We start from the raw sequence: 25,129 nt of genomic DNA on the forward strand, positions 1-25,129 counted from the left end.
TCAGCAACAAACCCTTGACAAAGATCGCGAGTCAAAGAAACCTTGCTCCATGGCGAACACCAGCATCGATCTTGAGCAGATCCTCGGCGTCGTGGACGCACAGGATCCCGACGCCTCAGCACTGGAACGGGTGACCGCCGCCCGCGCGGTCGCCAGCCAGTTGGAGGCGCTTGGTCAACACGCTGTCGCTCACTTCGTCCAGGAAGCACGCAACGCTGGTGCGTCCTGGACCGACATCGGCGGCGCGCTGGGTGTCACACGTCAAGCCGCACAACAACGGTTTGTCCCTGCTGGTGGCCTGGACCTCGAATCCGCCAAGGCCAAATCAGCACTTCCCATGTCCGATCGAGCCACGGCAGCTGTCGCGTTCGCACGCGACCTGGCCGTCCAACAGCACCACCGCACCACCGAGGACGTTCACATCCTCATCGGCATTCTCGAGAACCGCTCCGGCCACGCCACCCAGGCCATCAAGGCCGCTGGACGCCGGGTCGCCGACGTACGCAAGGCGGCTCGCGCCCACCTCGGCGCGGAAGGTCCACGACGAGCACCAGCCGATCCGCCACTCGGCCGCTCGGCCGCGCGCGTGCTCGACGTCGCCACCCGCGAAGCGCTCCGCTTCGGAAAGAAGGAGCTCGGCACCGCGGACCTTCTCATCGCGCTGGCCTCAGACCCCGAAAGCCCGGCCGGCCTCGCGTTGTCCGAAAGCGGGATCAGCTACACCGATCTCCGCGAACAGGCCCCAGCCGGTGGCTGGGCCAGCATGACCAGCAAGAAGCGCAGCTAGTTGGGACGTGCGGGCGTCACGCACAACGCCCGCACGGACTGAAATTTCAGATCCCGCAAATACTGCCCCACCGGAACCCGCTCTGTTCGTTCGTTCGAGCTCGACGTTCCGCTCTGCCCACCCCTTGACTCAATTCTCGACGCATTCCAGATAACGTTCGCCATTGAAGCGTCGGAAAATCGATGAATCGGACATTTCGATGCGGTTTCGCCAGCCTTGAAACACCCGTGGTATTCAGCGCGACTGCGACCTGTAGCGGATTCGTCACAATAGTCCGGATCCGGCGGTGGCCCGACTCGCAGGCGAGACTGTACCAACCCGTACTCTCGGATCCGGTCCAGACGCGAGCTTCGAGAGGAGCAGCCGGGGTGCCTGACGCGGGCGCGGGAGATCGGCCGGCACCGGAACGTGCGACCACCGTCGCCGGCTACGTCCACGAGCTTCGCCTGCTCAAGGCCTGGGCCGGCAACCCGTCGCTCGACCGCCTCAGCAAGCTCACCGGCCAGCCGCGCAGCACGCTGTTCGACGCGCTCAACGCGAAGCGTTCCGGACTGCCGGCGCTCGACCTGGTGCGGCGATACGTCAGGGCGTGCGGGTGGCCGGACGAAACGGCCTCCGAGTGGGTCGCGGCCTGGCGCCGGATCGCCGGTCAGGCGGCACGCGTTGCCCCGACCGGCGACGACGTTGCCGAGGATCGATCCGGCACCACCGCGGTCGCGGGCGCGGAGCGAACCGCCGCTCTCGTTCCCCGCCAGCTGCCGGCCGTCGCCCGGCACTTCGTCGGACGTTCTGACGTACTCAAGGCCCTCGACGAGTTCGCGTACACCACGGGCGCAGGCGTGCCGATCGCAGCGATCACCGGGCCGGGCGGTGTCGGCAAGACCACGTTGGCTGTGCACTGGGCGCACCAGGTCGCAGGCCGGTTCCCCGACGGCCAGCTGTATGTCGATCTGCGCGGCTTCGATCCGGCTGGAGCGCCGATGTCGCCCGAGTCGGCGATCCGCGGCTTCCTCGACGCACTCGGCGTCGCGGCGGAGTCGGTTCCCGTCGGCCTGGATGCGCAAGCCGCGATGTACCGAAGCCTGCTGGCCGGCCGCGCCCTCGTCGTCGTGCTCGACAACGCCATCGACTCCGACCAGGTACGTCCGCTGCTGCCGGGCTCGCCGGAGTGCATGGTGCTCGTCACCAGCCGGGACCGCCTGCTCGGCATGGCGGCGACGCAGGCGGCCCGGCTGTTTCCGCTCGATCCGCTGAGCGACGGCGAGGCACACGACCTGCTCGACCGGCATCTCGGCAGCCAACGTACGGCGGCCGAGCCGATGGCAGCCGCCGAACTGGTCGAGAGCTGCGACCGGCTGCCCCTCGCGCTCGCCGTCGCGGCAGCCCGGGCGGCCGGCGCACCGGACCGGCCGCTCGCGGCGCTCGCCGCCGAGTTCAGCGACGCCCGGCAACGACTCGCCGCGCTTGAGACCGGCGACCCGGCCTCCAGCCTGCGGACGGTCCTCGACTGCTCCTACCGCGCGCTGAGCTCGCCGGCCCGCGAGCTGTTCCGCCTGCTGGGCGCGCAGGCCGGCCCAGAGATCGGCGACCGGGCCGTTGCGAGCCTGGCAGCCTTGCCGTTGAGTGCGGTACGAACCGTGCTCGCCGAGCTGAACCGGGCCAGCCTGGTCAGCGAACTGGCGGCCGGCCGGTTCACGATGCACGACCTGCTTCGCGTGTACGCCACGGACCTCGCCGGTGAGCACGACTCGGCCGCCGAACGCCGGTCCGCGACGCATCGCCTGCTCGACCACTACCTGCACACGGCACTGCCGGCCACCCGGCTGCTGGTTCCGATCCGCGAACGGCTGGACCCGGCGCGGCCGCAGCCCGGCGTGAGGCCCGAGCAGCTTGCCGACCGTACGGCCGCGATGGCCTGGTTCACGACCGAGCATCATGCGCTGGTCGCGGCCGTCGCACACGCGGCCGGCGCCGGCTTCGACACCCATGCCTGGCAGCTGGCCCGTGCGCTGGTCAGCTTCCTGGACCAGCGCGGGCACTGGACCGACTGGCTGAACACCCAGGAAGTCGCACTCGCGGCGGCGGAACGACAGGCGGACGTGGTCGCACAGGCGATGAGCCGTTGCCTGCTCGCCAGCGCCCACTCCCGGCTCGGCGACACCGGCCATGCACTCGTCGAGCTGACCGAGGCACTCGCGCTGTTCACCGCTGCCGGAAGCACCCTCGAGGTGGCGGGCACCCACCTGAACCTGTCGAGCACGTACGACCGGATCGGCGACCACCACGCCGCGCTCGACCATGCCCGGCGGGCACTCGAGCTGTACCGGGAGACCGGCGATCGTCCCGGCCTGGCCGGCGCGCTCAACAACGCCGGCTGGCACCGGATCCAGCTCGGCGAGCCGAGGGCCGCGATCGCCGACTGCGAGCAGGCACTGGAGCTGTTCCGCGAGCTGAACCGTCCGCAAGGCATGGCGATCACGCTCGACAGCCTCGCCCTGGCGTACGAGAAGCTGGGCGAGCACCAGGCGGCGATCGACTCCTACGTCTCGTCGCTGGAGCTGTTCCGCGAGATCGGGAACCGGCTCCAGGAGGCTGAGGTCCTCACCCGGCTGGGCGACGCGCAGCTCGCCGCGGGACAGGTCGGTGCTGCCCGCGTCGCGTGGCGCCGAGCGCTGTCCGTACTGGAGGACCTGGGGCACGAGGGTGCCGGGCCGGTGCGCGACCGCTTGCTCCGGTCTCAGCCCTCCGGATAGAGCTGGAGCCTGTGCTCCTGCAGCTCCATGCTCAGCTCCATCCCGCCGATCAGCGCGACGGCGTCGTTGTCGAGGTTCTTGCCGGTCCACGCGACCGCCTGCTTGCGGAACGTCGGCTGCCGCGCGTACGTCGTCTCGACCAGGAACCGGAACAGGCGCCGGCAGTAGTCCGCCGGAGACCGGGGTCCGAGCTCGCACTTCGCGAACGCCGAGCGCACCTGGTCGTCGCCGTCGTAGGCCATCGTCACGTACGCCGTCGCCGACGCGTCGTCGGGCGCCCAGCAGGTCTCCTGGTGCTCGGCGTCTTCCGGCTTCTTGTCGGCCTCGCACTCGTAGGCGTTGCCCTTCATCCAGTCGCGGATCGAGCTCGCCGTCACCTTCGGCAGGAAGCTTCGCGCGCCGTCCGGAAAGTCCGCGCCGGGCTTGGGTGGCGCGGATTTCACCAGCGCTGGATTGTCCGGCGTACCGGCGGATGCGCCGATAACGCCCCCCGCGACCAGTCCGACGGCGACGAGCAGGACGACAACGCCCCACGAAACTTTCGCTTTCGGCTGGGGTGGCATGCTCACGACCGGTACTCACCTTCCACCGACAACGAGACGTGGCCGGCCCGGTTGCGGCTGAGCTCGTACTCGTAGCCGCGAATCTTGACCTTTGTGCTCGTCCCGCCGCTGAGCTGCTCGGCGAGCCATTTCCGCGCGACGTCGTGTGCCGCCTTGTCCTGCTCGAACGGGAGGACGGCGAGCCACACCAGGTAACCGAGGTTGCGCGTCGACAGGTCGAGGTCCGGATGGTAGGAGACGTCGAACTCGATCCGCTGGATCAGGTCGTCGCGGGCCTCCATCGACACCTCGTATCGGTTGTTGCCGATGGCCAGCTTGCAGTGGTTGGACGTGTAGTAGGCCTCGTCGCTCTTCTCACAGCTGAACCCGCGCTGCTCGAAGTCGGCCAGGACCGCGTTCGCGTCGACACCACGCAGGCACGTGATCGAACCTTCGCAGGCGACCGGACCGTAACCGCTGTCACCGAAGTAGCGGGCGAGCGAGAACCCCGCGGCGCCGGCACCGGCTGCCACCAGAACGCAAGCCAGCAGGCCGATCAGCCAGGTACGTCCCCAGTTGCGCGGGACCTTGACGGGCGGGCGAGGCCCGCCCCACTGCGGTTGCGGCTGCCAGCCATGCGGCGGTGGTGGCTGTTGCGGGTACTGCTGCCGCGGCCCGGGTTGCCAGCCTTGCGTCGGCGGTGGTTGCTGCGGTTGTTGGTGGGGATATCCGTTCCCTGGTGGGAAGTTCGGCTGGTTCACCTCAGCCTCCAGCCAGTACGTAGGACCGCCACTGCCGTAGCAGCGTGGCCGAGCTCATGCCGAGGATGCGGTCGCAGATGCCGTCGAACGCCGGTGTCTCCACAAGTTGCTGGCCGAAAGGCTCGGTGAACTTGACGATCTCGGCATAGAACGCGACGGCCTTCTCGTGGCCCTTGGCCTGGGCGACGTAGGCGAAGACCGTGTAGCCGATCGCGTAGTTGAACGACACGTTGTCGGCGCTGCCGCTGTAGAACTTGTCGCTGCGGGGCAGCTTGTCCTTCAACCGGCCGGTGCGCAGGCCGTTCGCGGCGGCGAAGCGTTCGTTCCGCTGGCGTTCGGCGTTCCCGCGTACCTCGATGTACCGCGCGAACCCCTCGACCGCCCAGCGAGGCGGCGGATAGATGCCGTCGCCCGGATCGGCCGCGCGCGACGTCACCGCGTGCGTGAGCTCGTGCCGCATGACGAGCGCCGGGTCGTCGCTGTACTGCTCGATCGCCGACAGGAAGATGACCATGCGGGAGGCGTAGGTCTGCGAGGTGTACTGGTCGCCGTCCTTGGTGACGCCGAACAGCGGCTTCTGCACACCTTCGAAGTGGTCGGAGGCGTCGCCGAGGTCGTACCACTTGGTGAGGTTCTCCTTGTTGCGGGAGAAGAACAGCACGTGGCCGGGGAAGTGTGCCCGCTTGCCCCACATCGCCTCGACCGTGCGAGCTTCGGACTTGGCGGCCTTGGCGTACCGCTCCAGGTCGTCCACCGAGTCGTCGGCGGCGAGCCAGATGTTGCCGGCGGTGAGGACGGTGAGCGGGGTGAGGTTCCACGGCGAGCTGGCCGTACCCACCCGGGCGTTGGCGGCGGCGTCGCCGGTGATCGGCACGATGTCGGCGATCTGCCAGCCGTCGCCTTGCTTGGTGAGGACGTAGTCGTACGCCTCGCCGGGACCGAGCACCGCCTTGGGGCCGGCGTCGGCGGTGAGCTTCACGACCTTGATGACCGGACCGAACCGGAACCGGTTGGGGTCCTTCTCGTCGGCCTGGCCGCCGGCCAGGATCCGGCCGGTGAGGAAGCGCACGTCGGCGAGCGCGAACTGCTCGAGGTTCGCGAACACCAGCTTCTCGCGGTCGAGCATCGCCTGGTTCTGGGTGTCGAGGTTCGCGAGGTAGGCGTTCTCGTCCTTGGCCAGCTGCGCCTTCGCCCGCCGATCCAGCAGCGCCTGCAGATCGTCGACATCCGGTACCCCGTCGTCGGCATCGGCGGCCCCCTCAATCAACGGCGGCGGCTGCGGCGCACACCCGGCTGTTCCGGCCATCCCAGCCAGGCCGGCGGCGGGCAGCAACAGCCCGAGCTGTACCGCTCGCCTTCGCGTGAACGATCGCGGACCCTCGTCCCGGCGGTGGATTCCCAAGGCGCTCTTCGCTCCCCCGTTCTCGGACAGCACGAGCGCCGAGTCTGTTCCGCAGCCAACCCGGCCCACAAGCCAACCAGACGGATCCGGACGAATCCGGATACCGGACGGGACACGGTGGGACTACGACCGACCGCGCCGCTACCCGCCCGAAGCCGCAGGGCCGGCAGACACCTGATGCGAGGCTGCTTACCAGTAAGGGACCGATGGAGAGCAGGAGATGCGCTGGGCCAGGCCGCGCTTGGGTGGGACCCCGCTTGGTCAGAGCATTGCGATTGGCAACGCCATCGAGCTCAGCTGATGCGTCGTGGCATGTCGCCGGCACCGCGGTTGCGGGCGTGGGCGAGGCAGCGATGGTCGGGGTGGCTGGCTGGTTGGGTGCCCGACGTCGCCGTCTGGGTCGGGCACCCGCTGATCATCTGCCGCTGATCGTCCGCTCTGTCGACGGCCAGCGGTCGACGCGACCTGCGAGATCAGTCGAACAAGTCGTCCAGGAACGAGCGCTTGCGGCGGTGGCCGTGACCCTGCCGGTAGCCGCCGCCGGAGCCGTAGCCCTGGCGGTAGCCGCCGCCCGAGCCGTAGCCCTGCCGATACCCACCGCCCGAGCCGTAGCCGCGGTCGTGGCCGTACCCCGGAGGCGGCGGTGGCTGGTGGCTGCCAGTCCCCGGCGGCGGTGGCGGCGGCGGAGCGGACTGACCGCCGTGCCACCGGTTCTCGGCGTCGACCAGGCGCTCGAGCTCGCCGCGGTCGAGGAAGATGCCCCGGCAGTCGGCGCACTGGTCGACGGTGATGCCGCTTCGTTCGTACCCTCGCATGGCCCCATGGCACTTCGGGCAGATGAGATCGCTCATCTGCCCGAACTTAGCAAAGTTTTCCTAAAATCCAGAGGACCTCAGTCGCGGTTCGGATCGACCCACCAGCGCGTCTTGTAGATCTGCGCGCCGTGCAGCTGGAACGCCTGCTCGCCCTCGTACAGTGACACCGTATCGGTGCACCACGTGCAGATGTTCCCCGTCTGCACGAACGTCCCCAGCACCTGACCCGACTGCCGCTCGTCGCCGATGCTCTTGACGCCGGCCTGGTTGATCGCCGAGACGCTCAGGAAGTCCTGCAGGAACGCGTTCTGCCTGATCGAGTACTGATAGACCTGCGATCCCGTCGTCAGCCACAGCCGGTCCGGGTCGACCGCCACCGGTTGCAGGTCGTGGCCCCAGTTCGTCGGCAACGCAGCGCCGCGCACCTTCGTCACCACCGGCGCCGACGCCGGACCGCTCAGCCGCAGCCCCACCAGCTCGTGCGCCCCGATCGCCCACAGCAGGCTCCGGTCGGCATCCCAGTAGACGCCGTGCGCGTCCTCGAGCTTGAACTCCGTGTACGTCGTCGACGCCGAGCCCTGTGACGCCGTGAAGACCCGCACCCAGCCGCCCGCGCTCGCGGCCACGGCGACGTTGCCGTCCGGCAGCAGCTCGATCGAGTGCGGGTTGTTCGCCCGCCCCACGTCCGCGGCCCAGTAGGCGCCCGTCCCCTGCGGATACGGCACCACCGCGGCCAGCCCGTACGAGTCGGCCGTGAGGAGGTACGCCTGGTCGCCCCGGTGCCGCAGCTTCGCCTCGTCCGGCAGTCCCCAGTTGTCGACCAGGTCGGCGAAGCCGTTGGTCGCGGTCGGCTTCCAGCGCCACGAGATCGTGGCCTTCTCCCAGGCGCCCGGCTCGGACGCCAGTACGAGGATCTGGTCCGACGCCTGCTCGGTGATCGCGATCGCCTCCGTACTGTCACCGGAGAGCCGATCCCCGGCCAGCGCGGGCGCGGCCGAGCCTGTCAATGCCACACTTGCGGCCACGAAGGCCCCAGCCACCTTGATCCGTCTGCTGCGAGTCATGCTTTCCTCCCAGAAAGGTTCGATCGCAGTTTGCTGACGGCAAAGGACGACGTCCTGAACTCTGACCGAATCCGGAACGGCGAAAAGCTGACACCAGCAGCCGGAAATCCGCCCACTGAGCGGCGAAATGGACATCCTCCTCGCGCGGAGGTAAATTCCTACTCAACCAATCGGGATTACCGAGATGCGAGACAGCATCTCGGATGCTGGGCGTGTCGTTTGGCGTAGCCCGACGTCGTGCCGCACTCTATTTCTATGCGTGCGCCCGTGTTCCCCATGTTGGTGGGACGTCGACACCTCGACTTCGGTCGGATGCGCAGCATGCTCTGTCGCCCGGCGCGCTGATGCGCCCACTCCCCTGAGCTGATTCTTCCCTGTCCAGGAGATCCGGGTGCGCGGTCGCGCCGGTCACTGTCTGCCCGCCCCGCGGTCAGCTTCACCGTGCCTTTCGCGTGCCTGAGCCAGCCAAGCAAGCCCAGTCCGCACAGCCAGCACAGCCTCGCGAAGGAACGGATACCGCCAGCCATGGCCGAAGCGAAAGCCAGCACGAGCCGGACCCTGCGCCGTAAGCGGGGCGAGGGACAGTGGGCCCTTGGCTACCGCGAGCCATTGAACAAGAACGAGCAGACGAAGAAGGACGACGACGCGCTCAACGTGCGCGCCCGGATCGAGAACATCTACGCTCACACCGGCTTCGACGCCATCGACCCCGCTGACCTGCGCAGCCGGTTCCGCTGGTGGGGTCTCTACACCCAGCGCAAGCCCGGCATGGGCGGCCAGCACACCTCGATCCTCGACACCGAGGAGCTCGAGGACTCCCACTTCATGCTGCGCGTACGCATCGACGGCGGCATGCTCAGCACCGAGCAGCTGCGTACGGTCGCCGACATCTCGAAGGAGTTCGCCCGCGACAGCGCCGACGTCACCGACCGGCAGAACATCCAGCTGCACTGGATCCGCATCGAGGACGTCCCGGAGATCTGGCGCCGGCTCGAGGCCGTCGGCCTGCAGACCCAGGAGGCCTGCGGCGACTGCCCGCGCGTCGTGATCGGCAGCCCGGTGGCGGGCATCGCCGCCGACGAGATCATCGACCCGACGCCGGCGATCGACGACATTGTGAACAACTACATCGGCAGCAAGGAGTTCTCGAACCTGCCGAGGAAGTACAAGACCGCCGTCACCGGGCACCCGAGCTTCGACGTCGCGCCGGAGGTCAACGACATCGCGTTCGTCGGCGTCGTGCACCCCGAGCACGGCCCGGGCTTCGACGTCTGGGTCGGCGGCGGCCTGTCGACCAACCCGATGCTGGCCCAGCGCCTCGGCGCCTGGGTGCCGATCGAGGAGGTCCACGAGCTCTGGTGGGGCATCACCAGCATCTTCCGCGACTACGGCTACCGGCGGCTGCGGCACCGCGCGCGGCTGAAGTTCCTCGTCAACGACTGGGGCGCGGAGAAGTTCCGCCAGGTGCTGGAGGACGAATACCTCAAGCGCAAGCTGGTCGACGGCCCCGCTCCCCCGCCGCCGGCCGTGCCCGGCGACCACATCGGCGTGCACAAGCAGAAGGACGGCAAGTACTACGTCGGCGTCGCGCCGACGGTGGGCCGCGTGTCCGGCAGCCTGCTGAGCAAGCTCGCCGACATCGTCGAGGCGCACGGCTCCAGCCGGGTCCGTACGACACCGATGCAGAAGCTGCTCGTCCTGGACGTCGAGGAGCACCAGGTCGAGCCGCTGGTCGCCGAGCTGGCCGCGATCGGCCTGCACGCCCGGCCGTCGGTGTGGCGGCGCAACACGATGGCCTGCACCGGCATCGAATACTGCAAGCTCGCGATCGTCGAGACCAAGGGCCGCGGCGCCTGGCTGATCGACGAGCTGGAGGCTCGCGTACCCGAGCTCGACGTCCCGGTCACCGTCAACCTCAACGGCTGCCCCAACTCCTGCGCGCGCATCCAGACCGCCGACATCGGCCTCAAGGGACAGCTCGTACTCGACCGCGAGGGCAACCAGGTCGAGGGCTACCAGGTGCACCTCGGCGGCGGCATCGGGATGGACGCGGGCTTCGGCCGCAAGGTACGCGGCCTGAAGGTGACCGCCGACGACCTGCCGGACTACGTCGAGCAGGTCGTACGCCACTACCTCGACCAGCGCGAGCCCGGTGAGCGGTTCGCGCAGTGGGTCGTACGTGCCGACGAGAAATACCTCGCCAACACGCCGAAAGAGGCGGTGCCGGTATGAGCGAGCGAGCTGCGCCCTTTTACTGCCCGTATTGCGGCGATGAGGATTTGCGTCCGAACGAAACCAGCCATGGAGCCTGGGAATGCCGGGCATGTGCGCGCGCGTTTACGGTGAAGTTCATCGGATTGGTGGTGCGTCAATGACGGCGACAGCAGCATTTCCCACACAAGTAGGCGCCGACCCAGCAGAGCTGGAGGCCCTTGCACGTAAGGCCGGACGCGACCTGGAGGACGCTTCCGCCGAGGAGATCGTGCAATGGGCCGTCGAGACATTTGGTCCACGTTTCTGCGTCACTTCGTCGATGCAGGACACTGTTCTTTCGCATTTGGCTTCGCAGGTAGCACCCGGCGTCGACGTGGTTTTTCTCGACACGGGATATCACTTTGCTGAAACGATCGGAACGGCCGACGCCGCGTCGGTCATGATTCCGATCAATTTGGTCACCGTACGCCCGCGGCAGACCGTCCCCGAGCAGGACGCGACGCTCGGCAAGGACCTGTTCGCGCGTAACCCGGACCTGTGCTGCCAGCTGCGCAAGGTCGCACCGCTCGAGCGCGCGCTGGCGTCGTACGACGCATGGGCGACCGGGGTGCGCCGTGACGAAGGCGGCGTGCGGGCCCTGACGCCCGTCGTGGGCTGGGACAACCGCCGGCGCAAGGTCAAGGTCTCGCCGTTGGCCAAGTGGACGCAGGACGACGTGGAGACCTACATCGAGCGCAACGGGATCCTCACCAACCCGCTGCTCTTCGACGGCTACCCCTCGATCGGCTGCGAGCCGTGCACGCGCCGCGTCGCCGACGGGGAGGACGCGCGGGCCGGGCGCTGGGCCGGGCGGACCAAGACCGAGTGCGGCCTGCACCTCTGACCTTTGACAAGACGCCGGAAACACCTGTGAAAACGGCGAAAAGCTGCGGTAACGAAACCGGATCAGACTGAATCTCATGACGAACAGCTCAGCTCGTACGCCCTTCTTCCTCGACCTCGCCGGCCGGCGTACGGTCGTGGTCGGCGGCGGCCCGGTCGCCGCCAGGCGCACGCTGAGCCTGCTCGAGGGTGGGGCCTCGGTCGTGGTCGTGGCGCCGGCGTTGTGCGAGGACCTCGCGCAGCTGACCGATCGGGTGACGTGGCTGGCCCGCGAATACTCCACGGGCGACCTGGACGGCGCGTGGCTCGCACACACGGCCACCGGCGATCGTACGGTCGACGACCAGGTGACGGCCGACGCCGAGGCCGCGCGGGTGTGGTGCGTACGCGCGGACGACGCTGCCGCATCCCCCGCCTGGGTGCCGGCGGTCACGAAGGTCGACGACATCACGATCGCGGTGAGCTCGGGCGGCGACCCGCGACGTTCACAGGCGATCCGTTCCGCGATCGCGGTCGGGCTGGAAACGGGTGACCTGCCGGTCCGGCGGCAGCGGCGGTCTGGTGGTGGGAGCGTCGCGCTGGTCGGTGGCGGTCCGGGCGATCCCGGTCTGATCACCACGCGCGGCCGCCGCCTGCTGGCCGACGCCGACGTCGTGGTGGTCGATCGCCTGGCGCCGCGCGAGCTGCTCGCCGCGCTCGATCCGGCGGCCGAGGTGATCGAGGCCGGGAAGGGCCCGAAGGCACACACGCTTACGCAGGACCAGATCAACGAGGTGCTGGTGGAGCGGGCGCTGGCCGGACAACGGGTGGTGCGCCTCAAGGGCGGCGACCCGTTCGTCTTCGGCCGCGGCGGCGAGGAGGCGGAGGCCTGCGCCTCGGCCGGCGTGCCATGCGAGGTCGTACCCGGCGTGACCAGCGCGATCGCGGTTCCGGCGGCGGCCGGGATCCCGGTGACGCACCGCGGCGTGTCGCGGTCGTTCACCGTGGTGTCCGCGCACGGTGCCACCGAGACCGACAACCCCGACTGGGCCGCGCTGGCTCGGGCCGGCGGCACGCTGGTGATCCTGATGGGCGTGGCGCCGCTGGCAGAGGTGGCGGAGTCGCTGGTGGTCAACGGCCGCCCGCCCACCACCCCGGTGGCCGTCGTCGAGCGCGGCACCCTGCCGACCCAGCGCACCACCCGCGGCACCCTCGCGACGATCGCCGAACTGGCCGCGGAGCGCGAAGTCCGCGCCCCCGCCGTCATCGTCGTCGGCCCAGTCGTCGCCGCAGGTGACCACACATGACCGCCGCCGACCACCCCACCCACCGCGACGCCGCCCAAGCCGGCGACGCCATCGCTGGGTGCGGTGCAGGTGGCGCGGCCACGCTCGCAGCAGCGACCGCAACCCCCCTAGCCGCCGCCAGCCACCGCAGCCCGAGTGGTGCGCTCGCCGCAGCAGCCACCGCCGGCTCGGCCCCTGCCACGGGCTGCGACCGGCGCCCAACCAGCGTCTTCGCTGCTGGCTTGCTGGCCCGGCACGACGCCGGTTCGAGCACCACCGCCACCGCTCGCTCCGACTTCCTTTACGGAGGCACACGATGACGATCGCGCAAGGTGTTCTGCTTGTCGCGCATGGGAGCAGGGATCCGGAGGCGGCGCCGATCGCGGTCGATGTGGCGGCTGGGTTGGAGAAGGCGTTGCCCGGCCTGGTCGCCAAGGCGGCCTTCCTCGAGCTGTCCGAGCCCGGCCCGGCCGCCGCGCTCGACGAGTTGGTGGCCGCCGGCGTCACCGATGTCGTCATCCAGCCGTTCCTGCTCGGCAACGCCTACCACTCCAAGGTCGACCTGCCCGAGGTCGTCGCGGCGGCTGCCGAGCGTGGGCTCGCGACAGAACTCGGCAAGGTGCTGGCACCCCACCCCGCTCTCCTGCCGGCGCTGGTCGAGCGGCTCCCCGCCGTCGAGTACGACGCGCTGGTGCTCGCCGCCGCCGGCTCCAGCGACCCCGAGGGCAACGCCCACGTCGACGACCTGGCCAGGGCGCTCACGATTCAGCTCGGGATCCCCACCACGACGGCCTACGCCTCGGCCGCCGAGCCCACCGTCGACGCGGCCGTCGCGGCGCACCAGGCGGCCGGCGCCAACCGCGTCGCCGTCTCCACCTATCTCCTCGCCCCCGGCCGGTTCGCCAGCAAGATCCGCGACCTCGCCGAGGCCGCCGGCGCCGTGGCCGTCTCCGCGCCACTCGGTGCCTCTCAGCAGATCATCGATCTGGTCGTCCAGCGTTCCGGACTCGCCTGAGCGCCTCACGACGCGACTGCACCCCTTCCTGAATGGGCAGGGGTGGGGCGTTGTGCGATCTTTGCAATCCGGGCCTGCGATGATGCTCGCCTAGACAGGTGTGAGAGGAACGTGGATGGTCGAAGGAGTGGGGTGGGCCCAGGCGGGCGAAGCCCGCGAGGGCCGGGTAAGCACAGTATGGCCGGGTACGCCCTACCCACTCGGCGCCAGCTACGACGGAGCCGGCACCAACTTCGCGCTGTTCAGCGAGGTCGCCGAGTCGGTCGAGCTGTGCTTGTTCGACGATGACAACGCCGAGACGCGCATCCCGCTGACCGAGCGCGAAGCGCACGTCTGGCATGGTTACCTGCCACGCGTCGGCCCTGGTCAGCGCTATGGCTACCGAGTGCACGGCCCGTACGACCCGGCCACCGGGCATCGGTGCAACCCCGCCAAGCTGCTCCTCGACCCGTACGCCAAGGCGATCGAGGACGAGGTCGAATGGGACGAGTCGCTCTACTCGTACCGATTCGATGATCAGAAGGCGTTCAACGACCTGGATTCCGCCCCCCACGCCATGAAATCGGTCGTGGTCAATCCGTATTTCGACTGGCAGGACGACCGCCGCCCCCGCCATCCCTACCACGAGTCGGTGATCTACGAGGCCCACGTCAAGGGCCTCACGATCCAGCACCCCGACATCCCGTCCGACAGCAGAGGTACGTACGCCGGCCTCGCCTCTCCCCCGATGATCGAGCACCTGCAGTCGCTCGGCGTCACCACGGTCGAACTGCTCCCCGTCCACCAGTTCGTCCACGACAACGCCCTGGTGGAACGAGGCCTGCGCAACTACTGGGGCTACAACACCATCGGCTTCTTCGCACCGCACAACGCCTACTCCGCCGCCGGCCAGCGCGGCCAGCAGGTGCAGGAGTTCAAGGCGATGGTGCGCGCACTGCACCGGGCCGACATCGAGGTCATCCTCGACGTGGTCTACAACCACACCGCCGAGGGCAACCACCTCGGCCCGACGCTGGCGTTCCGCGGCATCGACAACGCGGCCTACTACCGCCTGGTCGACAACGACCCCAGCTTCTACATGGACACCACGGGCACCGGCAACAGCCTGCTGATGCGCCACCCGCAGGTCCTGCAGCTCATCATGGACTCCCTGCGTTACTGGGTCACCGAGATGCACGTCGACGGCTTCCGCTTCGACCTCGCGGCGACCCTGGCCCGCCAGTTCCACGAGGTCGACCGGTTGTCGGCGTTCTTCGACCTGGTGCACCAGGACCCGATCGTGTCGCAGGTCAAGCTGATCGCCGAGCCCTGGGACGTCGGGCCCGGTGGCTACCAGGTCGGCAACTTCCCGCCGGTGTGGACGGAGTGGAACGGCAAGTACCGCGACTGCGCCCGCGACTTCTGGCGCGGCCAGCCGGCGACGCTCGGCGAGTTCGCGATGCGGATCACCGGCTCGTCCGACCTCTTCCAGGACGACGGACGCAAGCCGTACGCCTCGATCAACTTCGTCACCGCCCATGACGGCTTCACGCTGCGCGACCTCGTGTCGTACAACGAGAAGCACAACTCCGCCAACGGTGAGAACAACAACGACGGCTCCACCGACAACCGCTCGTGGAACTGCGGTGTCGAGGGCCCCACCGACGACCCGGCGGTCAACGCACTGCGCGCCCGGCAGCAACGCAACTTCCTCGCCACGCTGTTCCTGTCGCAAGGTGTGCCCATGCTGCTGCACGGCGACGAGATCGGGCGCAGCCAGAGCGGGAACAACAACGGTTATGCGCAGGACAACGAGATCTCCTGGGTCGACTGGCACAAGGCCGACACCGACCTCGTGGCGTTCACCCGCGGGCTCTCGCGGCTGCGCGCCGAGCACCCGGTGTTCCGGCGCAGGCGGTTCTTCGACGGCCTCGGCGAGCTCGGCGATGTGGTCTGGCTCAAACCCGACGGCCAGCCGATGTCGGGACGCGACTGGACCACGGGCTACGCCCGCTCGCTCGCGGTGTTCCTCAACGGCGAGGCCATCGGTGAGCCCGGCCGCCACGGCGAGCGGATCATCGACGACTCGTTCCTCCTGCTGTTCAACGCCTCCGAGCAGGACGTGTCGTTCACGGTTCCGGGCGAGGAGTACGGCGAGGCGTGGGAGCCGGTGCTCGACACCGCCGACGACGACCTGCGCGACCGTACGGCCGTCCAGCCGGGCAACCAGGTCGGGCTGACCGCCCGGTCCATGCTCGTGTTGCAGCGCGTGTAATGTCCCGTTCCGGGCCGTGGACATAACAGACTGTTTGGAGGTTCGCATGACGACACCGACGTGGGGATCGGGGCCGCAGGGACCCCCTCCTCCATCCGGTTCGGGCCAGCCGCCGTACGGCGGCCCGCAGCAGCCCTACGGCGGACCTCAGCAGCCCGCTCCGTACGGCCCGCCAGGCGGTGGGCAGCCTCCTGGTCCCTACGGTCCGCCCGGGCCGTACGGACCCGGGCCAGGCGGTCCAAATGGTCCTGGGCCGCAGCAGCCCGGACCTCCGCCGGGCTATCCACCGCAGCCGCCGTATCCGCAGCAGGGCCCGCCGCCGCAGCAGTACCCGCCGCAGCAGCCGCCACCTCCCCAGCACCAGCCTCCACAGCCCGGCCCGCCGCCCGGCCCTTCCGGCCGGCAGCAGGGACCTGGCGGTGGACCGCCGCCGGTCAGCCCTGCCGTCCAGGCCTACATCGGTGCGGTCGCGCAGCGCATGATGGCGCAGCGGATGCGCCTGCAGGAGATGTGGGTCGGCCCGGCGTGGACGCTGATCGGCCAGCCGGTCCCCGACGCGGCCGCCGCGCTGGTCACCGGTGACTTCGTTCTCGGTATCGCCGGCGTCGACGAGATCTCGCCGGAGGCCGTGCACGGCTTCCCGCGCCAGGTCGACGAGTACGCGCGGTCGCAGCGCCAGCTGGGCGCGATGGGCGGCGCGATGTCGGTCGCCTGCCTCGTGTCGGAGCGAGTGAACCCCGCGTCGATGCAGAACCTCAAGAACTTCTCGCAGTTCGGGTCCGGCGTCTGCCCGTGCATCGTGGACCTCAGCATGCGGCAGCTGCACATCGCGTCGAACACACCGTTCATCGGGTTCGCGGTGTTCGGATCGCTGCGTAAGAAGGCGGCGTCCTTCCTGCCCGACCCGCGGCAGGTCCTCGGCTAGATGATCTATTCCAAGGGGTCGCCGGTCAAGCGCGCGGCGGATGGCGCCGCGCTGGCAAGGCGGAGGAGGAGCCAGGAGGGGCCTCCGGCGATCGACGACAACGCAGCCAGCGTGGATGCCAGGCGTCGCGCGTCAGGCGACCCCTTGGAATAGATCGTCTAGGCACCCGCCTTGTTGGAGGTTTCTCGGCCTTCACATCGGGGGCACGGGGGGTCGTCCCCCCGATGTGGGAGAGACCGAGAAACCTCCGACAAGTGGTGAGATCAGGTCGCCGCGAGGCGCGCCTTCTCGGCATCGACGTCGAAGTCGCCGGGCGGCCACGTGGGGTCGATGTCCTGCAGGTGCTCGATCAGCAGCTTGGTCACCGCCCAGTTGCGGTACCACTTGCGATCGCTCGGAACGACGAACCACGGCGCGTAGTCCGTGTTGCACTTCTCGAGGACGACTTCGTAGGCCTGCTGGTAGTCGGCCCAGTAGCCGCGCTCCTCGACGTCTTTCGGGTTGTACTTCCAGTGCTTGTCCGGGTTGTCCAGCCGCGCCTGCAACCGGCTGCGCTGCTCTTCGTACGACACGTGCAGGAAGCACTTGATGACCGTCACGCCGCTGTCGACGAGCTTCTTCTCGAACCGGTTGATCGTGGAGTAGCGCCTGCTCCACACCGAACGCGGAACGAGGTCGTGCACCCGCACGGCCAGCACGTCCTCGTAGTGCGAACGGTCGAAGATTCCGATCGCACCGGCCGGCGGCAGGTCGCGGCGGATCCGCCAGAGGAAGTCGTGCCCGAGCTCCTCCGCCGACGGAGCCTTGAACGCCTTGATGTGTACGCCCTGTGGGTCGACCAGGCCGACCGAGTGCCGGAGCACCCCGCCCTTGCCGGCGGTGTCCATGCCCTGCAGGACGAGCAACAAGCTGCGGTTGCCACCGCTGCGGCCTTCGGCGTAGAGGCGTTCCTGCAGGTTGGAGAGGACCGAACCGAGCCCCGGCAACGCGGCCTTGCCCTGCTTCTTGTCGCCCTTGAAACCGGGCGTCGAGTTGGTCTTCAGGCCCGCGATGTCGACCTGTCCCTCGGGCAGGCGCAGCCGGTTGCTGATCCGCTGACACATGGGCGTTGCTTCCTCCAGGTTCTCCCGAAGTTCATCCGATCAGCAGGCTATGCCCGGACCGCCCCCGCCGTAAGCCTTGCCACGCGGGTTCTGGGAGGCTGTCGTCTCGTGCACGCGCTGACACCGAACGACAGGCAGCTCGACGACGCGGAGCTGGCCGAGTTCTACCGCTGCCCGGACGACCGGCGCTGGGTCCGGGCCAACTTCGTCTCGACGCTTGACGGCGCCGCACAGGGTCCGGATCACCGGTCCGGCTCGATCTCCGGATCGGCCGACAAGCGCGCGTTCGCGCTGCTCCGGGCGCTCGCCGACGTCATCCTGGTCGGGGCCGGGACGGCGCGGGCGGAGAAGTACGGCCCGGCCGAGATCAGCCCGGAGTTCACGGCGATCCGCCAGGCGCACGGGCACACCGAGCAGACGCCGCCGATCGCTGTCATCACCGGCTCGCTCGACCTGCCGTCGCAGCTCCTGGACGACCCGCGGACGCTGGTCTTCGCGCCGGGCCGCCGGGCCGAGGAGTGTGCCGCGCTGGCCGAACGCGTCCAGGTCGTGCTCAGCGCCGACGACCGGGTGGACATCGGGCACGTGCTCGCCACACTCGAGGAGCGCGGCTACCGCCGGATCTCGTGTGAGGGCGGTCCGCATCTGTTCGGCGAGCTGGTGGCGCACGACGCACTCGACGAGCTGTGCCTCACGCTCGCGCCCATGCTGTTGCCGGGCGACGCGCTGCGCGTCACCCAGGGCGCGGCGATCAAGGAGCCGCTGCAGCTGCGGCTGGCGGGCCTGCTCGAGGACGACGGTTTCCTGTTCTCCAGATGGTTGCGGCGCTGACCACTCCGTCGCCCTACTCTGGCCGCAGCCTCGCCACCAGCTCCCGGCGGCTGCGGATGCCGACCTTCGCGAACACCGACTTCAGGTGGTCCTGCACGGTGTTGGCCGAGATGTACAGCGCGCCCGCGATGTCGGCGGTCGACCGTCCGGCGAGCACCTCGCGGCAGACGTCCCGCTCGCGGGCGGTCAGCCCGTAGGCGGCCAGCAGCAGGCCGACGAGCTGGTCACCGGTGGCCGGCTCGATGAGTACGGCGATCTGGTCGTCGTCGCCTCCGAGCAACGGGCTGGAGCGCAGGATTGCCCACTGCCCGTACGCGTCGCGGACCCGCGCCCGGGTCCCGCCCGAGCCGGAGCCGATCGCCAGCATGCGCATCACGAGCCGGAAGCGGCCAGGCGCGATCTCGTCCAGGCGCTCCTGCCACTCTCGCGCCGCCGGAGTGAGCGCGCGTAGCTCACCGTCCGCGTCCACCAGCACAATCGCCAGAGGTGCGGTGGACCGCCGGGCGCTCGCCTCCGTGCGTACGGCGAGCCGGGTGGCTGCCGCGATCGCGGGCGCGACGCCGGCCAGGAACTCCGTCTCGCGGTCGGTGAAGTCGCTGCCGGATCGGACCAGGCCGGCCGCTCCCCAGCAGGCGCTGTCGACCAGGAACGGGACCCGCACCTCCCGTTCCAGCCCGAGCGGCCGCCAGACGTGGTTGAGCCGTGCGCTCCGCCCGCGCTCGCCGGCAGGCAGGTCGGACAGTCGCGCCACCCGGACCTTCCGGCGCGCCAGTTTGGCGAACGTGTGCGGCTCCCGGACGTCGAACTCCGCGTCGGCGAGTCGTGGCTCGTACTCCTGCGGGATCCGGGTCTCGCCGCTGACCATCGCGCTGATCGCGAGCGTCTCCGGGTCGAGCGTCGCCCAGCAGGTCAGGTCGGTGGGTACGGTCGCATCGACGAGGCGGATCGCGGCCGCGTGCAGTTCGCCGACGCCCAGCCCGGTCGCCGCCAGCGCGGCGATCTCACGGCGAGCCCGAGAGGCACGCTGTTCCCACATGGCAGCATCATCGCACCGCACAGGCCGGGTGAAGACAATTCCCAGATTTCTGGGATCGCCTGCCCGGCGCATCCCGGCCTAGCGTCGCGCCATGACCGTCGTTGCCTGGGTGCTCGCGCTCCTGACCGCCGTCGTCCATCTCGTCGTGTTCGTGTTCGAGGCGTTCCTGATCGAACGCCCAGCCGTGCACAAGCAGGTCTTCCACGTACCCGCCGAGGACGTGCCCGCCGTCCGGCTCTGGGCGTTCGGCGTCGGTTTCTACAACTGCTTCCTGGCAGCAGGTCTGGTCGCCGGCGTGATCGCGTGGGCGGCCGGCCACGAGACGGTCGGCCGCACGCTGCTGATCTACCTCTGCGTGTTCATCGCGCTGTCCGGCGGCGTGCTGTTCGCCGCGGACCGGCTCGGGCTCGGCCGCGAACGAGGCAAAGGCATCGGCGGCGCGCTCGGCCAGGGCATCCCACCGCTCCTCGCGCTGCTGGCGATCGCGCTGGCCGGCTGACCAGTGCCGTACGAAAGCCTGGACGACCGGCCTCCGTGGAATTAGCATCACGGCCGAAGTGACGGCGGAAAGCGCCTTCCTCCGTCACCAGGGGAAGGGAACCCGGTCATGTCCAGACGCCTCGGCTTTCGCCTGCTCGCAGCACCCGCCGCGCTCGCGCTCTGTGCGGGGGTGCTCGCCTCGTTCGCTCCGGCCGGCCAGGCCGAACCGGCGCCAACCGAGGAGGAAGCCGTCGAACAGCTCACCATCGCGATCGACCCGTCGTACCAGCAGCCGACGTTCGAGGGCTGGGGCACCAGCCTGGTCTGGTTCGCCAACATCACCGGCGGCTATCCCGACGAGATCCGCGACCGCCTCGCCGACATGCTGTTCGGTGACGACGGCCTGCGCCTCAACATCGCCCGTTACAACATCGGAGGCGGCAACGCACCCGACGTACGCACGGACTACATGAAGGTCGGCGCGACGATGGAGGGCTTCTGGCAGGCGTCGCCCGGCACGACTCACGAGGACAAGGAATGGTGGAACCCGGACAACCCTGACCACTGGAATTGGGACGCCGACGCCAACCAGCGCTGGTGGATCGACCAGATCAAGGACAAGGTCACCCACTGGGAGGCTTTCAGCAACTCGCCGCCGTACTTCCAGACCGTCAGCGGCTACGTCTCCGGCGGATTCGACTCCAGCCAGGACCAGATCCGCGCGGACCGTGTCGACGCGTTCGCGACCTACCTCGTCAAGGTCGCAGAGCACCTAGAACAGGCCCACGGCACCCAGTTCGACACGATCGACCCGCTCAACGAGCCGAACACGCCGTACTGGGGCACCCAGCTCGGCGCGGACGGCCAGCCCACCGGCGGCCGGCAGGAGGGCGCCCACGCCGGCCCGCAACTGCAGGACGCGACCGTCCAGGCGCTGCGCCGGGCACTCGACAGCGCGGCCCAGACGCAGGCCGTCGTCTCGGCACCGGACGAGACCAACCCCGGCACGTTCGTCACCGACTGGAACGGCTACACCGCGCCGGCCCGCGCCGCCGTCGACCAGCTGAACGTCCACACGTACGGCACCGGCCAGCGCACCAGCGCGCGCGACATCGCCAAGGGCGCGGACAAGAAGCTCTGGATGAGCGAGGTCGAGGGCAGCTGGGGCACCGGCACCGACTACGTGGGCATGGAGCCGGGCCTCGGCATCGCGACTCGAATGGTCGACGACATCCGTGAGCTGGAGCCGTCGGCCTGGGTGTTCTGGCAGCCGATCGAGGACGCGATCCCGATGCAGGCCTCCGGCGGCAACTGGGGCAGCATCCACATTCCGTTCAACTGCACCGCCGGCGACACGCTCGAGACCTGCCCGATCCGTACGAACACGAAGTTCGACACGATCCGCAACTTCACCCACTACATCCGTCCCGGTGACCACTTCGTCCGGGTCGACCAGCCGGGCACCGTCGCCGCGCTGCGCGCCAACGGCCGCGCGGCCAGCGTCGTCCACGTCAACAACAGCGGCGCTCCGCGCGACGTCACGCTCGACCTCTCGCGGTTCGGACAGGTCTCGCCGCGCGCCACGGTGACGCCGATCGTGTCCAGCGCTGCGGGGAAGCTGGTACGCGGCGACCGCGTCCGCGTGTCGGGCCGAAGCGCGACGCTGCGGGTGCCGGCGAAGTCGGTGACGACGTTCCTCGTGGACGGCGTGTCCGGCGTCGCGAACGACGCCGCTCTGGTGCAGCCGTCGCACGTCTACCGCTTGCAGGGCGTGCAGAGCGGGCGCTCGCTGGCGCCCTCGGCGGATGGCACGAGCGCCGTGATCCGTACGACCGATCCGGCAAGCACGCAGCAGCTGTGGAACGTCACCAAGCTGACCGCGGGCACGAGCAACCGGGCGCGCTACGGCGTCGTGAACGTCGCGACCGGCAAGCGGCTCGGCGTCGGTGAGCTGGACGGCGCGCTCGTCCTCGACGAGGCAGCCGCCGACGACCCCGCCGCGCAGTGGATCTGGTCGACGACCGGCGACGGCACGTACACACTCGTCAACGCCGCCACCGCGCGCCTGATCGACGTGTCCGGCCAGGCCACGGCCGACGGCAGTCCGGTCGGCACCTGGACGCCAACCTCGGGCGCCAACCAGCGCTGGCGGATCGTCGACGAGACCGTGCAGTCGACCGAGGCGTACGAGACCTACACGCTGCCGGGGCGGGCGCCAGACCTGCCGGCAACCGTCCGTCCGGTCTATCGCGACGGCGCCCGCGGCGAGCTGCCGGTGAGCTGGACACTGCCGCCCGCCTCAGCGTGGCGCGGGCCCGGAATCGTCAACGTGAACGGCCAGGCGACCGACCCGCTGGGCCGGCGGATCGCCGCGAAGGCGATCGTCACCGTCGACACGTTCGGCGCGAGCGAGCCCGGCCGGGCCAAGACCTACGTCGGAGGCGTTCCCGTCCTGCCTGCGACGGTCGCCGGGATCGGCGACCACGGCGGCCGCGCCGTGCTGCCGGCGACCTGGAACGAGCTTCCGGCGTTCGACGAGCCGGGCGTCGTCGAGGTGAACGGCACCGCGCGGCTGGTCGACGGTGGTACGGTGCCCGCGGTCGCGCGCGTCCAGGTCACCGAGCCGGTGCCGCTCAACGTCGCCCGCGCCGACGGAGTGACGGTGGACGCGACGTTCACCGAGGACGGCTACTCCCCCGCCGGCCTGCGCAACGGTGACCTGGCCGACAAGGCCTGGTCGAACTGGAAGGCCAGCAACAAGAATCCCGCCGACACGATCACCTACACGCTTCCGGCCGCGCAAGATGTGACCCACGTTGTCACGTACTTCTTCCGCGACGGCACGAACCCGAGCGTCGCGCAGAGCCTGCGCGTGCAGGTGCGAGCAGCCGACGGCACCTGGACCGACGCGTCCGGTGAGGTCGCGATCCCTTGGAACGCAGGCGATCCGGCTCCGGTGGTCGACGCGCCGCTGTCAGGCCCGGCGACCGATGGCGTCCGGGTCGTGATGACGGTCCGGCCGGGTGGATATCTGACGGTGAGCGAGATCGAGCTGTCCGGCAAGGGCCCCGGCGAGTCGTCGGACGCCGCCGCGCGCTCGCTGGAGGTCGACGGCAGACCGGTCGCCGGCTTCGACCCGGACGTCACGGACTACCGCGTCGCCGTCCGGGACCCGCGGCGCGCCGACGTCACCGCGAGCCCGTCCGATCCGTACGCCAGCGTGGAGATCGGAGGCGACGGCAGCCGTCAGCGCTCGGTCACCGTCACCTCCGAGGACGGCAGCCAGACCCGCACGTACCGGATCGAGCTGGTCCGAAGGAGCTAACCGGGCAGCTGTTCGGTGGCGGCCAGGATCGCCTCCATCGCCGGGTCGCGGTTGGCCTGGAACGCTTCGAAGGTCGGCGGTGTGTAGAGCTCCGGCGCGAGCCAGGTCCGCTGGTCCATGGGGATCGAGCTCTTCCAGTAGAGGTCGGAGACGTTCACCCGTACCTTGCTGTAGGGCAGCGTGAACGGGATCGTCTCGCCGATGAAGACCGGACGCGAGCCCGTCGGTTCACCGACCAGCGTCGCCTCGGTGTGCCACTCGATCCACGTCGAGGTGTTCTGTGCCGCGGAGAACGTCCCGCGCCCGATGATCAGGAACAACGAGCCCTTGCGGTTGACCTTCTCGCACGCGATCAGCCGGTGCAGCAGCGGCCTGACCAGGAAGGTGTTCCCACCACCGTTCCACCGCATGTCGACGACCAGGCGCTCGACGTCGTGGCCGTCGATGAACGCCACCAGCCTCCTGCTGAACTCCTCCAGCGACTCCTCCGGATCGTCCATCACGGCGTTGAACTGGAAGTAGACCAGGCGTTCCGCCTCGAGATACTCGAACCAGTAAGGCGCGCTCGCGTTGCGCAGGTAGAGCGGCACCGGTACGTCGAGCGTCTCCGGCAGGAACAGCCAGCCGGGAGGCGCCGGCTCGCCTTCGAGGGTTGACGTTCGCCGCGGCTCGGCGACCACGACAAGCTCTCCGCTGTCCAGCGTCAAGGTCACCTTGCCAGGATCCTCGGTCAGCCCGAGCGCGTGCAGCGTCGGCGACTTCCGCAGCCACCAGGTCTGGCGTTCCTTCGGCGTCCACTCGTTGTCCCGGCAGATCACGGTGTCGAGCGCGGCCACCACCTCGCCGATCGGCTTGCCGTCGAACGCGAGCACCTTCGCACCCAGCGCGGAGCCGTACGCGGGGTCGGTGGCCGTGACGAACACCCCTTCCTCGAACAGGTAGAACTGCACCGGCAGCAGGAGGTTGAGGTCGTCCCGTTCCTTCGGCGGCTCGGCGAACGCGTGACCGTCGCGCAGCTTGCGCAGCAGTTGCTGCAGCCGGACGACCACCTGCGCGTCGGTGAGCCCAGGGACCTCCTCCCGCAGCCGGGCGAACCCGGCGTCGAGCTCCTGCTCGACCGCATCGTCGAACCGCAAGGGCTTGCGACGCTTGGCCTCCCGGGCCGCGAACGCCAGATCCGCCTGCCAGCCCTCGTCGCGACTGAGACCTTCGACGTCCGGGACGCCCAGCAGCTCGGCGAAGCGCGGATCGTCGCGTACGGACGCGAGGCGCTCGTCCTGACGTAGCAGCTCCAGCTGGCGGAAGCGGTCCCGCAACGCGTCGGCGATCGCTTCCAGCGCCTGATCGGTGTCGCCGAGCTCGGCATGGCAGCAAGCGATCCGGAACGCCGGCACACCGTGGAAGACCGAATCGCGCTCGGACCAGACGCCGAGCTCGCGGACCTTCTCATACGCCCGCAGCGCCTCAGCGTAGTCGCCGAGCTCGAACCTCGCCTCCGCGAGCCAGTCCCAGTAGTCGCCCTTGACCGGGTTGGTCGCGACCACCTGGTCCCACAGCGCGGCGGCCTCCCGCCACTGCCCGCGCTTCGACCTGGCCTTGGCGCGCGACACCGTTCGGCGGTATTCGGTGACAGTGAGCATGTGACCCCCTTCATAGGTTGACGTCATTGTAGCGT

At 69.5% G+C, this 25,129-nt stretch carries 19 protein-coding genes; 11 read left to right on the top strand and 8 right to left on the bottom strand.

The window, feature by feature from the left end; all coding sequences use genetic code 11:
* Nucleotides 1–49: 49 nt before the first annotated feature.
* Nucleotides 50–787 (top strand): Clp protease N-terminal domain-containing protein, encoded by a 738-nt coding sequence (locus tag ACYVF6_RS34350; RefSeq protein WP_460527440.1) that lies wholly within the window; start codon nucleotides 50–52, stop codon nucleotides 785–787.
* A gap of 368 nt (nucleotides 788–1,155) precedes the next feature.
* Nucleotides 1,156–3,540 carry an ATP-binding protein gene (locus tag ACYVF6_RS34355; protein ID WP_460527442.1) on the top strand — a complete coding sequence of 795 codons (2,385 nt, stop codon included), beginning with the start codon at nucleotides 1,156–1,158 and terminating at the stop codon, nucleotides 3,538–3,540.
* Here the strand turns inward: ACYVF6_RS34355 and ACYVF6_RS34360 are convergent.
* The 5 genes from ACYVF6_RS34360 to ACYVF6_RS34380 form a co-directional block, all read right to left on the bottom strand.
* Nucleotides 3,525–4,109 carry a hypothetical protein gene (locus ACYVF6_RS34360; protein ID WP_460527444.1) on the bottom strand — a complete coding sequence of 195 codons (585 nt, stop codon included), beginning with the start codon at nucleotides 4,107–4,109 and terminating at the stop codon, nucleotides 3,525–3,527. The genes ACYVF6_RS34355 and ACYVF6_RS34360 overlap by 16 nt on opposite strands.
* The gene (locus ACYVF6_RS34365) at nucleotides 4,106–4,843 is read right to left on the bottom strand and encodes a hypothetical protein (RefSeq protein WP_460527446.1); all 738 of its coding nucleotides are present in this window, start codon (nucleotides 4,841–4,843) and stop codon (nucleotides 4,106–4,108) included. Before ACYVF6_RS34365 ends, ACYVF6_RS34360 begins: the two co-directional genes overlap by 4 nt.
* Nucleotide 4,844: 1 nt before the next feature.
* Complete coding sequence (locus tag ACYVF6_RS34370; RefSeq protein WP_460527448.1) at nucleotides 4,845–6,278, bottom strand: hypothetical protein; 1,434 nt, start codon at nucleotides 6,276–6,278, stop codon at nucleotides 4,845–4,847.
* Nucleotides 6,279–6,718: 440 nt separating this feature from the next.
* Nucleotides 6,719–7,096: a TFIIB-type zinc ribbon-containing protein gene (locus ACYVF6_RS34375; RefSeq protein WP_460527450.1), complete on the bottom strand. Its 378-nt coding sequence runs from the start codon at nucleotides 7,094–7,096 to the stop codon at nucleotides 6,719–6,721.
* Between the two features lie 41 nt (nucleotides 7,097–7,137).
* The gene (locus tag ACYVF6_RS34380) at nucleotides 7,138–8,124 is read right to left on the bottom strand and encodes a DUF6528 family protein (RefSeq protein ID WP_460527452.1); all 987 of its coding nucleotides are present in this window, start codon (nucleotides 8,122–8,124) and stop codon (nucleotides 7,138–7,140) included.
* A 525-nt stretch (nucleotides 8,125–8,649) separates the two neighbouring features.
* On the opposite strand from ACYVF6_RS34380, the gene ACYVF6_RS34385 reads away from it, so the two are divergent.
* From ACYVF6_RS34385 to ACYVF6_RS34410, 6 genes are all read left to right on the top strand, one after another.
* Nucleotides 8,650–10,356, top strand: coding sequence for a nitrite/sulfite reductase (locus ACYVF6_RS34385; protein ID WP_460527454.1), 1,707 nt, complete (start codon nucleotides 8,650–8,652; stop codon nucleotides 10,354–10,356).
* A gap of 139 nt (nucleotides 10,357–10,495) precedes the next feature.
* Nucleotides 10,496–11,221, top strand: coding sequence for an adenylyl/phosphoadenylyl-sulfate reductase (locus ACYVF6_RS34390; protein WP_460527957.1), 726 nt, complete (start codon nucleotides 10,496–10,498; stop codon nucleotides 11,219–11,221).
* Between the two features lie 76 nt (nucleotides 11,222–11,297).
* The gene (cobA, locus tag ACYVF6_RS34395) at nucleotides 11,298–12,506 is read left to right on the top strand and encodes a siroheme synthase family protein (RefSeq protein WP_460527456.1); all 1,209 of its coding nucleotides are present in this window, start codon (nucleotides 11,298–11,300) and stop codon (nucleotides 12,504–12,506) included.
* Between the two features lie 295 nt (nucleotides 12,507–12,801).
* Nucleotides 12,802–13,500: a sirohydrochlorin chelatase gene (locus ACYVF6_RS34400; protein ID WP_460527458.1), complete on the top strand. Its 699-nt coding sequence runs from the start codon at nucleotides 12,802–12,804 to the stop codon at nucleotides 13,498–13,500.
* Nucleotides 13,501–13,615: 115 nt separating this feature from the next.
* Nucleotides 13,616–15,754: a glycogen debranching protein gene (gene glgX / locus ACYVF6_RS34405; protein ID WP_460527460.1), complete on the top strand. Its 2,139-nt coding sequence runs from the start codon at nucleotides 13,616–13,618 to the stop codon at nucleotides 15,752–15,754.
* A gap of 46 nt (nucleotides 15,755–15,800) precedes the next feature.
* Complete coding sequence (locus tag ACYVF6_RS34410; RefSeq protein WP_460527462.1) at nucleotides 15,801–16,679, top strand: hypothetical protein; 879 nt, start codon at nucleotides 15,801–15,803, stop codon at nucleotides 16,677–16,679.
* 263 nt (nucleotides 16,680–16,942) lie between these two features.
* On the opposite strand, the gene ACYVF6_RS34415 is transcribed toward ACYVF6_RS34410, so the two are convergent.
* Nucleotides 16,943–17,782 carry a polyphosphate kinase 2 family protein gene (locus tag ACYVF6_RS34415; RefSeq protein ID WP_460527464.1) on the bottom strand — a complete coding sequence of 280 codons (840 nt, stop codon included), beginning with the start codon at nucleotides 17,780–17,782 and terminating at the stop codon, nucleotides 16,943–16,945.
* 108 nt (nucleotides 17,783–17,890) lie between these two features.
* Here ACYVF6_RS34415 and ACYVF6_RS34420 point away from each other — a divergent pair, with 108 nt between their 5' ends.
* Nucleotides 17,891–18,613: a pyrimidine reductase family protein gene (locus ACYVF6_RS34420; RefSeq protein ID WP_460527465.1), complete on the top strand. Its 723-nt coding sequence runs from the start codon at nucleotides 17,891–17,893 to the stop codon at nucleotides 18,611–18,613.
* A gap of 13 nt (nucleotides 18,614–18,626) precedes the next feature.
* On the opposite strand, the gene ACYVF6_RS34425 is transcribed toward ACYVF6_RS34420, so the two are convergent.
* On the bottom strand, nucleotides 18,627–19,649 hold the full coding sequence (locus ACYVF6_RS34425; protein ID WP_460527467.1) for a helix-turn-helix transcriptional regulator: 1,023 nt from the start codon (nucleotides 19,647–19,649) through the stop codon (nucleotides 18,627–18,629).
* A 91-nt stretch (nucleotides 19,650–19,740) separates the two neighbouring features.
* Here ACYVF6_RS34425 and ACYVF6_RS34430 point away from each other — a divergent pair, with 91 nt between their 5' ends.
* Together ACYVF6_RS34430 and ACYVF6_RS34435 are read left to right on the top strand one after the other, a co-directional pair.
* Nucleotides 19,741–20,148 (top strand): DUF1304 domain-containing protein, encoded by a 408-nt coding sequence (locus ACYVF6_RS34430; RefSeq protein ID WP_460527469.1) that lies wholly within the window; start codon nucleotides 19,741–19,743, stop codon nucleotides 20,146–20,148.
* 108 nt (nucleotides 20,149–20,256) lie between these two features.
* Nucleotides 20,257–23,454, top strand: a complete 3,198-nt coding sequence (locus ACYVF6_RS34435; RefSeq protein WP_460527471.1) for a glycoside hydrolase — start codon at nucleotides 20,257–20,259, stop codon at nucleotides 23,452–23,454.
* On the opposite strand, the gene ACYVF6_RS34440 is transcribed toward ACYVF6_RS34435, so the two are convergent.
* Nucleotides 23,451–25,094, bottom strand: coding sequence for a TPR end-of-group domain-containing protein (locus tag ACYVF6_RS34440; protein WP_460527473.1), 1,644 nt, complete (start codon nucleotides 25,092–25,094; stop codon nucleotides 23,451–23,453). The two genes, ACYVF6_RS34435 and ACYVF6_RS34440, sit on opposite strands and share 4 nt — an antisense overlap.
* Nucleotides 25,095–25,129 lie beyond the last annotated feature (35 nt).

The organism is Flindersiella endophytica, from assembly GCF_054779015.1.

What these genes read in the sequence shown, in the direction of transcription:
- ACYVF6_RS34350 (WP_460527440.1), top strand. Translation starts at nt 50, where the DNA reads ATGGCGAACACCAGCATCGATCTTGAGCAGATCCTCGGCGTCGTGGAC.
- ACYVF6_RS34375 (WP_460527450.1), bottom strand. Translation starts at nt 7,096, where the DNA reads ATGAGCGATCTCATCTGCCCGAAGTGCCATGGGGCCATGCGAGGGTAC.
- ACYVF6_RS34380 (WP_460527452.1), bottom strand. Translation starts at nt 8,124, where the DNA reads ATGACTCGCAGCAGACGGATCAAGGTGGCTGGGGCCTTCGTGGCCGCA.
- ACYVF6_RS34385 (WP_460527454.1), top strand. Translation starts at nt 8,650, where the DNA reads ATGGCCGAAGCGAAAGCCAGCACGAGCCGGACCCTGCGCCGTAAGCGG.
- ACYVF6_RS34390 (WP_460527957.1), top strand. Translation starts at nt 10,496, where the DNA reads ATGACGGCGACAGCAGCATTTCCCACACAAGTAGGCGCCGACCCAGCA.
- cobA (WP_460527456.1), top strand. Translation starts at nt 11,298, where the DNA reads ATGACGAACAGCTCAGCTCGTACGCCCTTCTTCCTCGACCTCGCCGGC.
- ACYVF6_RS34400 (WP_460527458.1), top strand. Translation starts at nt 12,802, where the DNA reads ATGACGATCGCGCAAGGTGTTCTGCTTGTCGCGCATGGGAGCAGGGAT.
- glgX (WP_460527460.1), top strand. Translation starts at nt 13,616, where the DNA reads ATGGTCGAAGGAGTGGGGTGGGCCCAGGCGGGCGAAGCCCGCGAGGGC.
- ACYVF6_RS34410 (WP_460527462.1), top strand. Translation starts at nt 15,801, where the DNA reads ATGACGACACCGACGTGGGGATCGGGGCCGCAGGGACCCCCTCCTCCA.
- ACYVF6_RS34415 (WP_460527464.1), bottom strand. Translation starts at nt 17,782, where the DNA reads ATGTGTCAGCGGATCAGCAACCGGCTGCGCCTGCCCGAGGGACAGGTC.
- ACYVF6_RS34425 (WP_460527467.1), bottom strand. Translation starts at nt 19,649, where the DNA reads ATGTGGGAACAGCGTGCCTCTCGGGCTCGCCGTGAGATCGCCGCGCTG.
- ACYVF6_RS34430 (WP_460527469.1), top strand. Translation starts at nt 19,741, where the DNA reads ATGACCGTCGTTGCCTGGGTGCTCGCGCTCCTGACCGCCGTCGTCCAT.
- ACYVF6_RS34435 (WP_460527471.1), top strand. Translation starts at nt 20,257, where the DNA reads ATGTCCAGACGCCTCGGCTTTCGCCTGCTCGCAGCACCCGCCGCGCTC.
- ACYVF6_RS34440 (WP_460527473.1), bottom strand. Translation starts at nt 25,094, where the DNA reads ATGCTCACTGTCACCGAATACCGCCGAACGGTGTCGCGCGCCAAGGCC.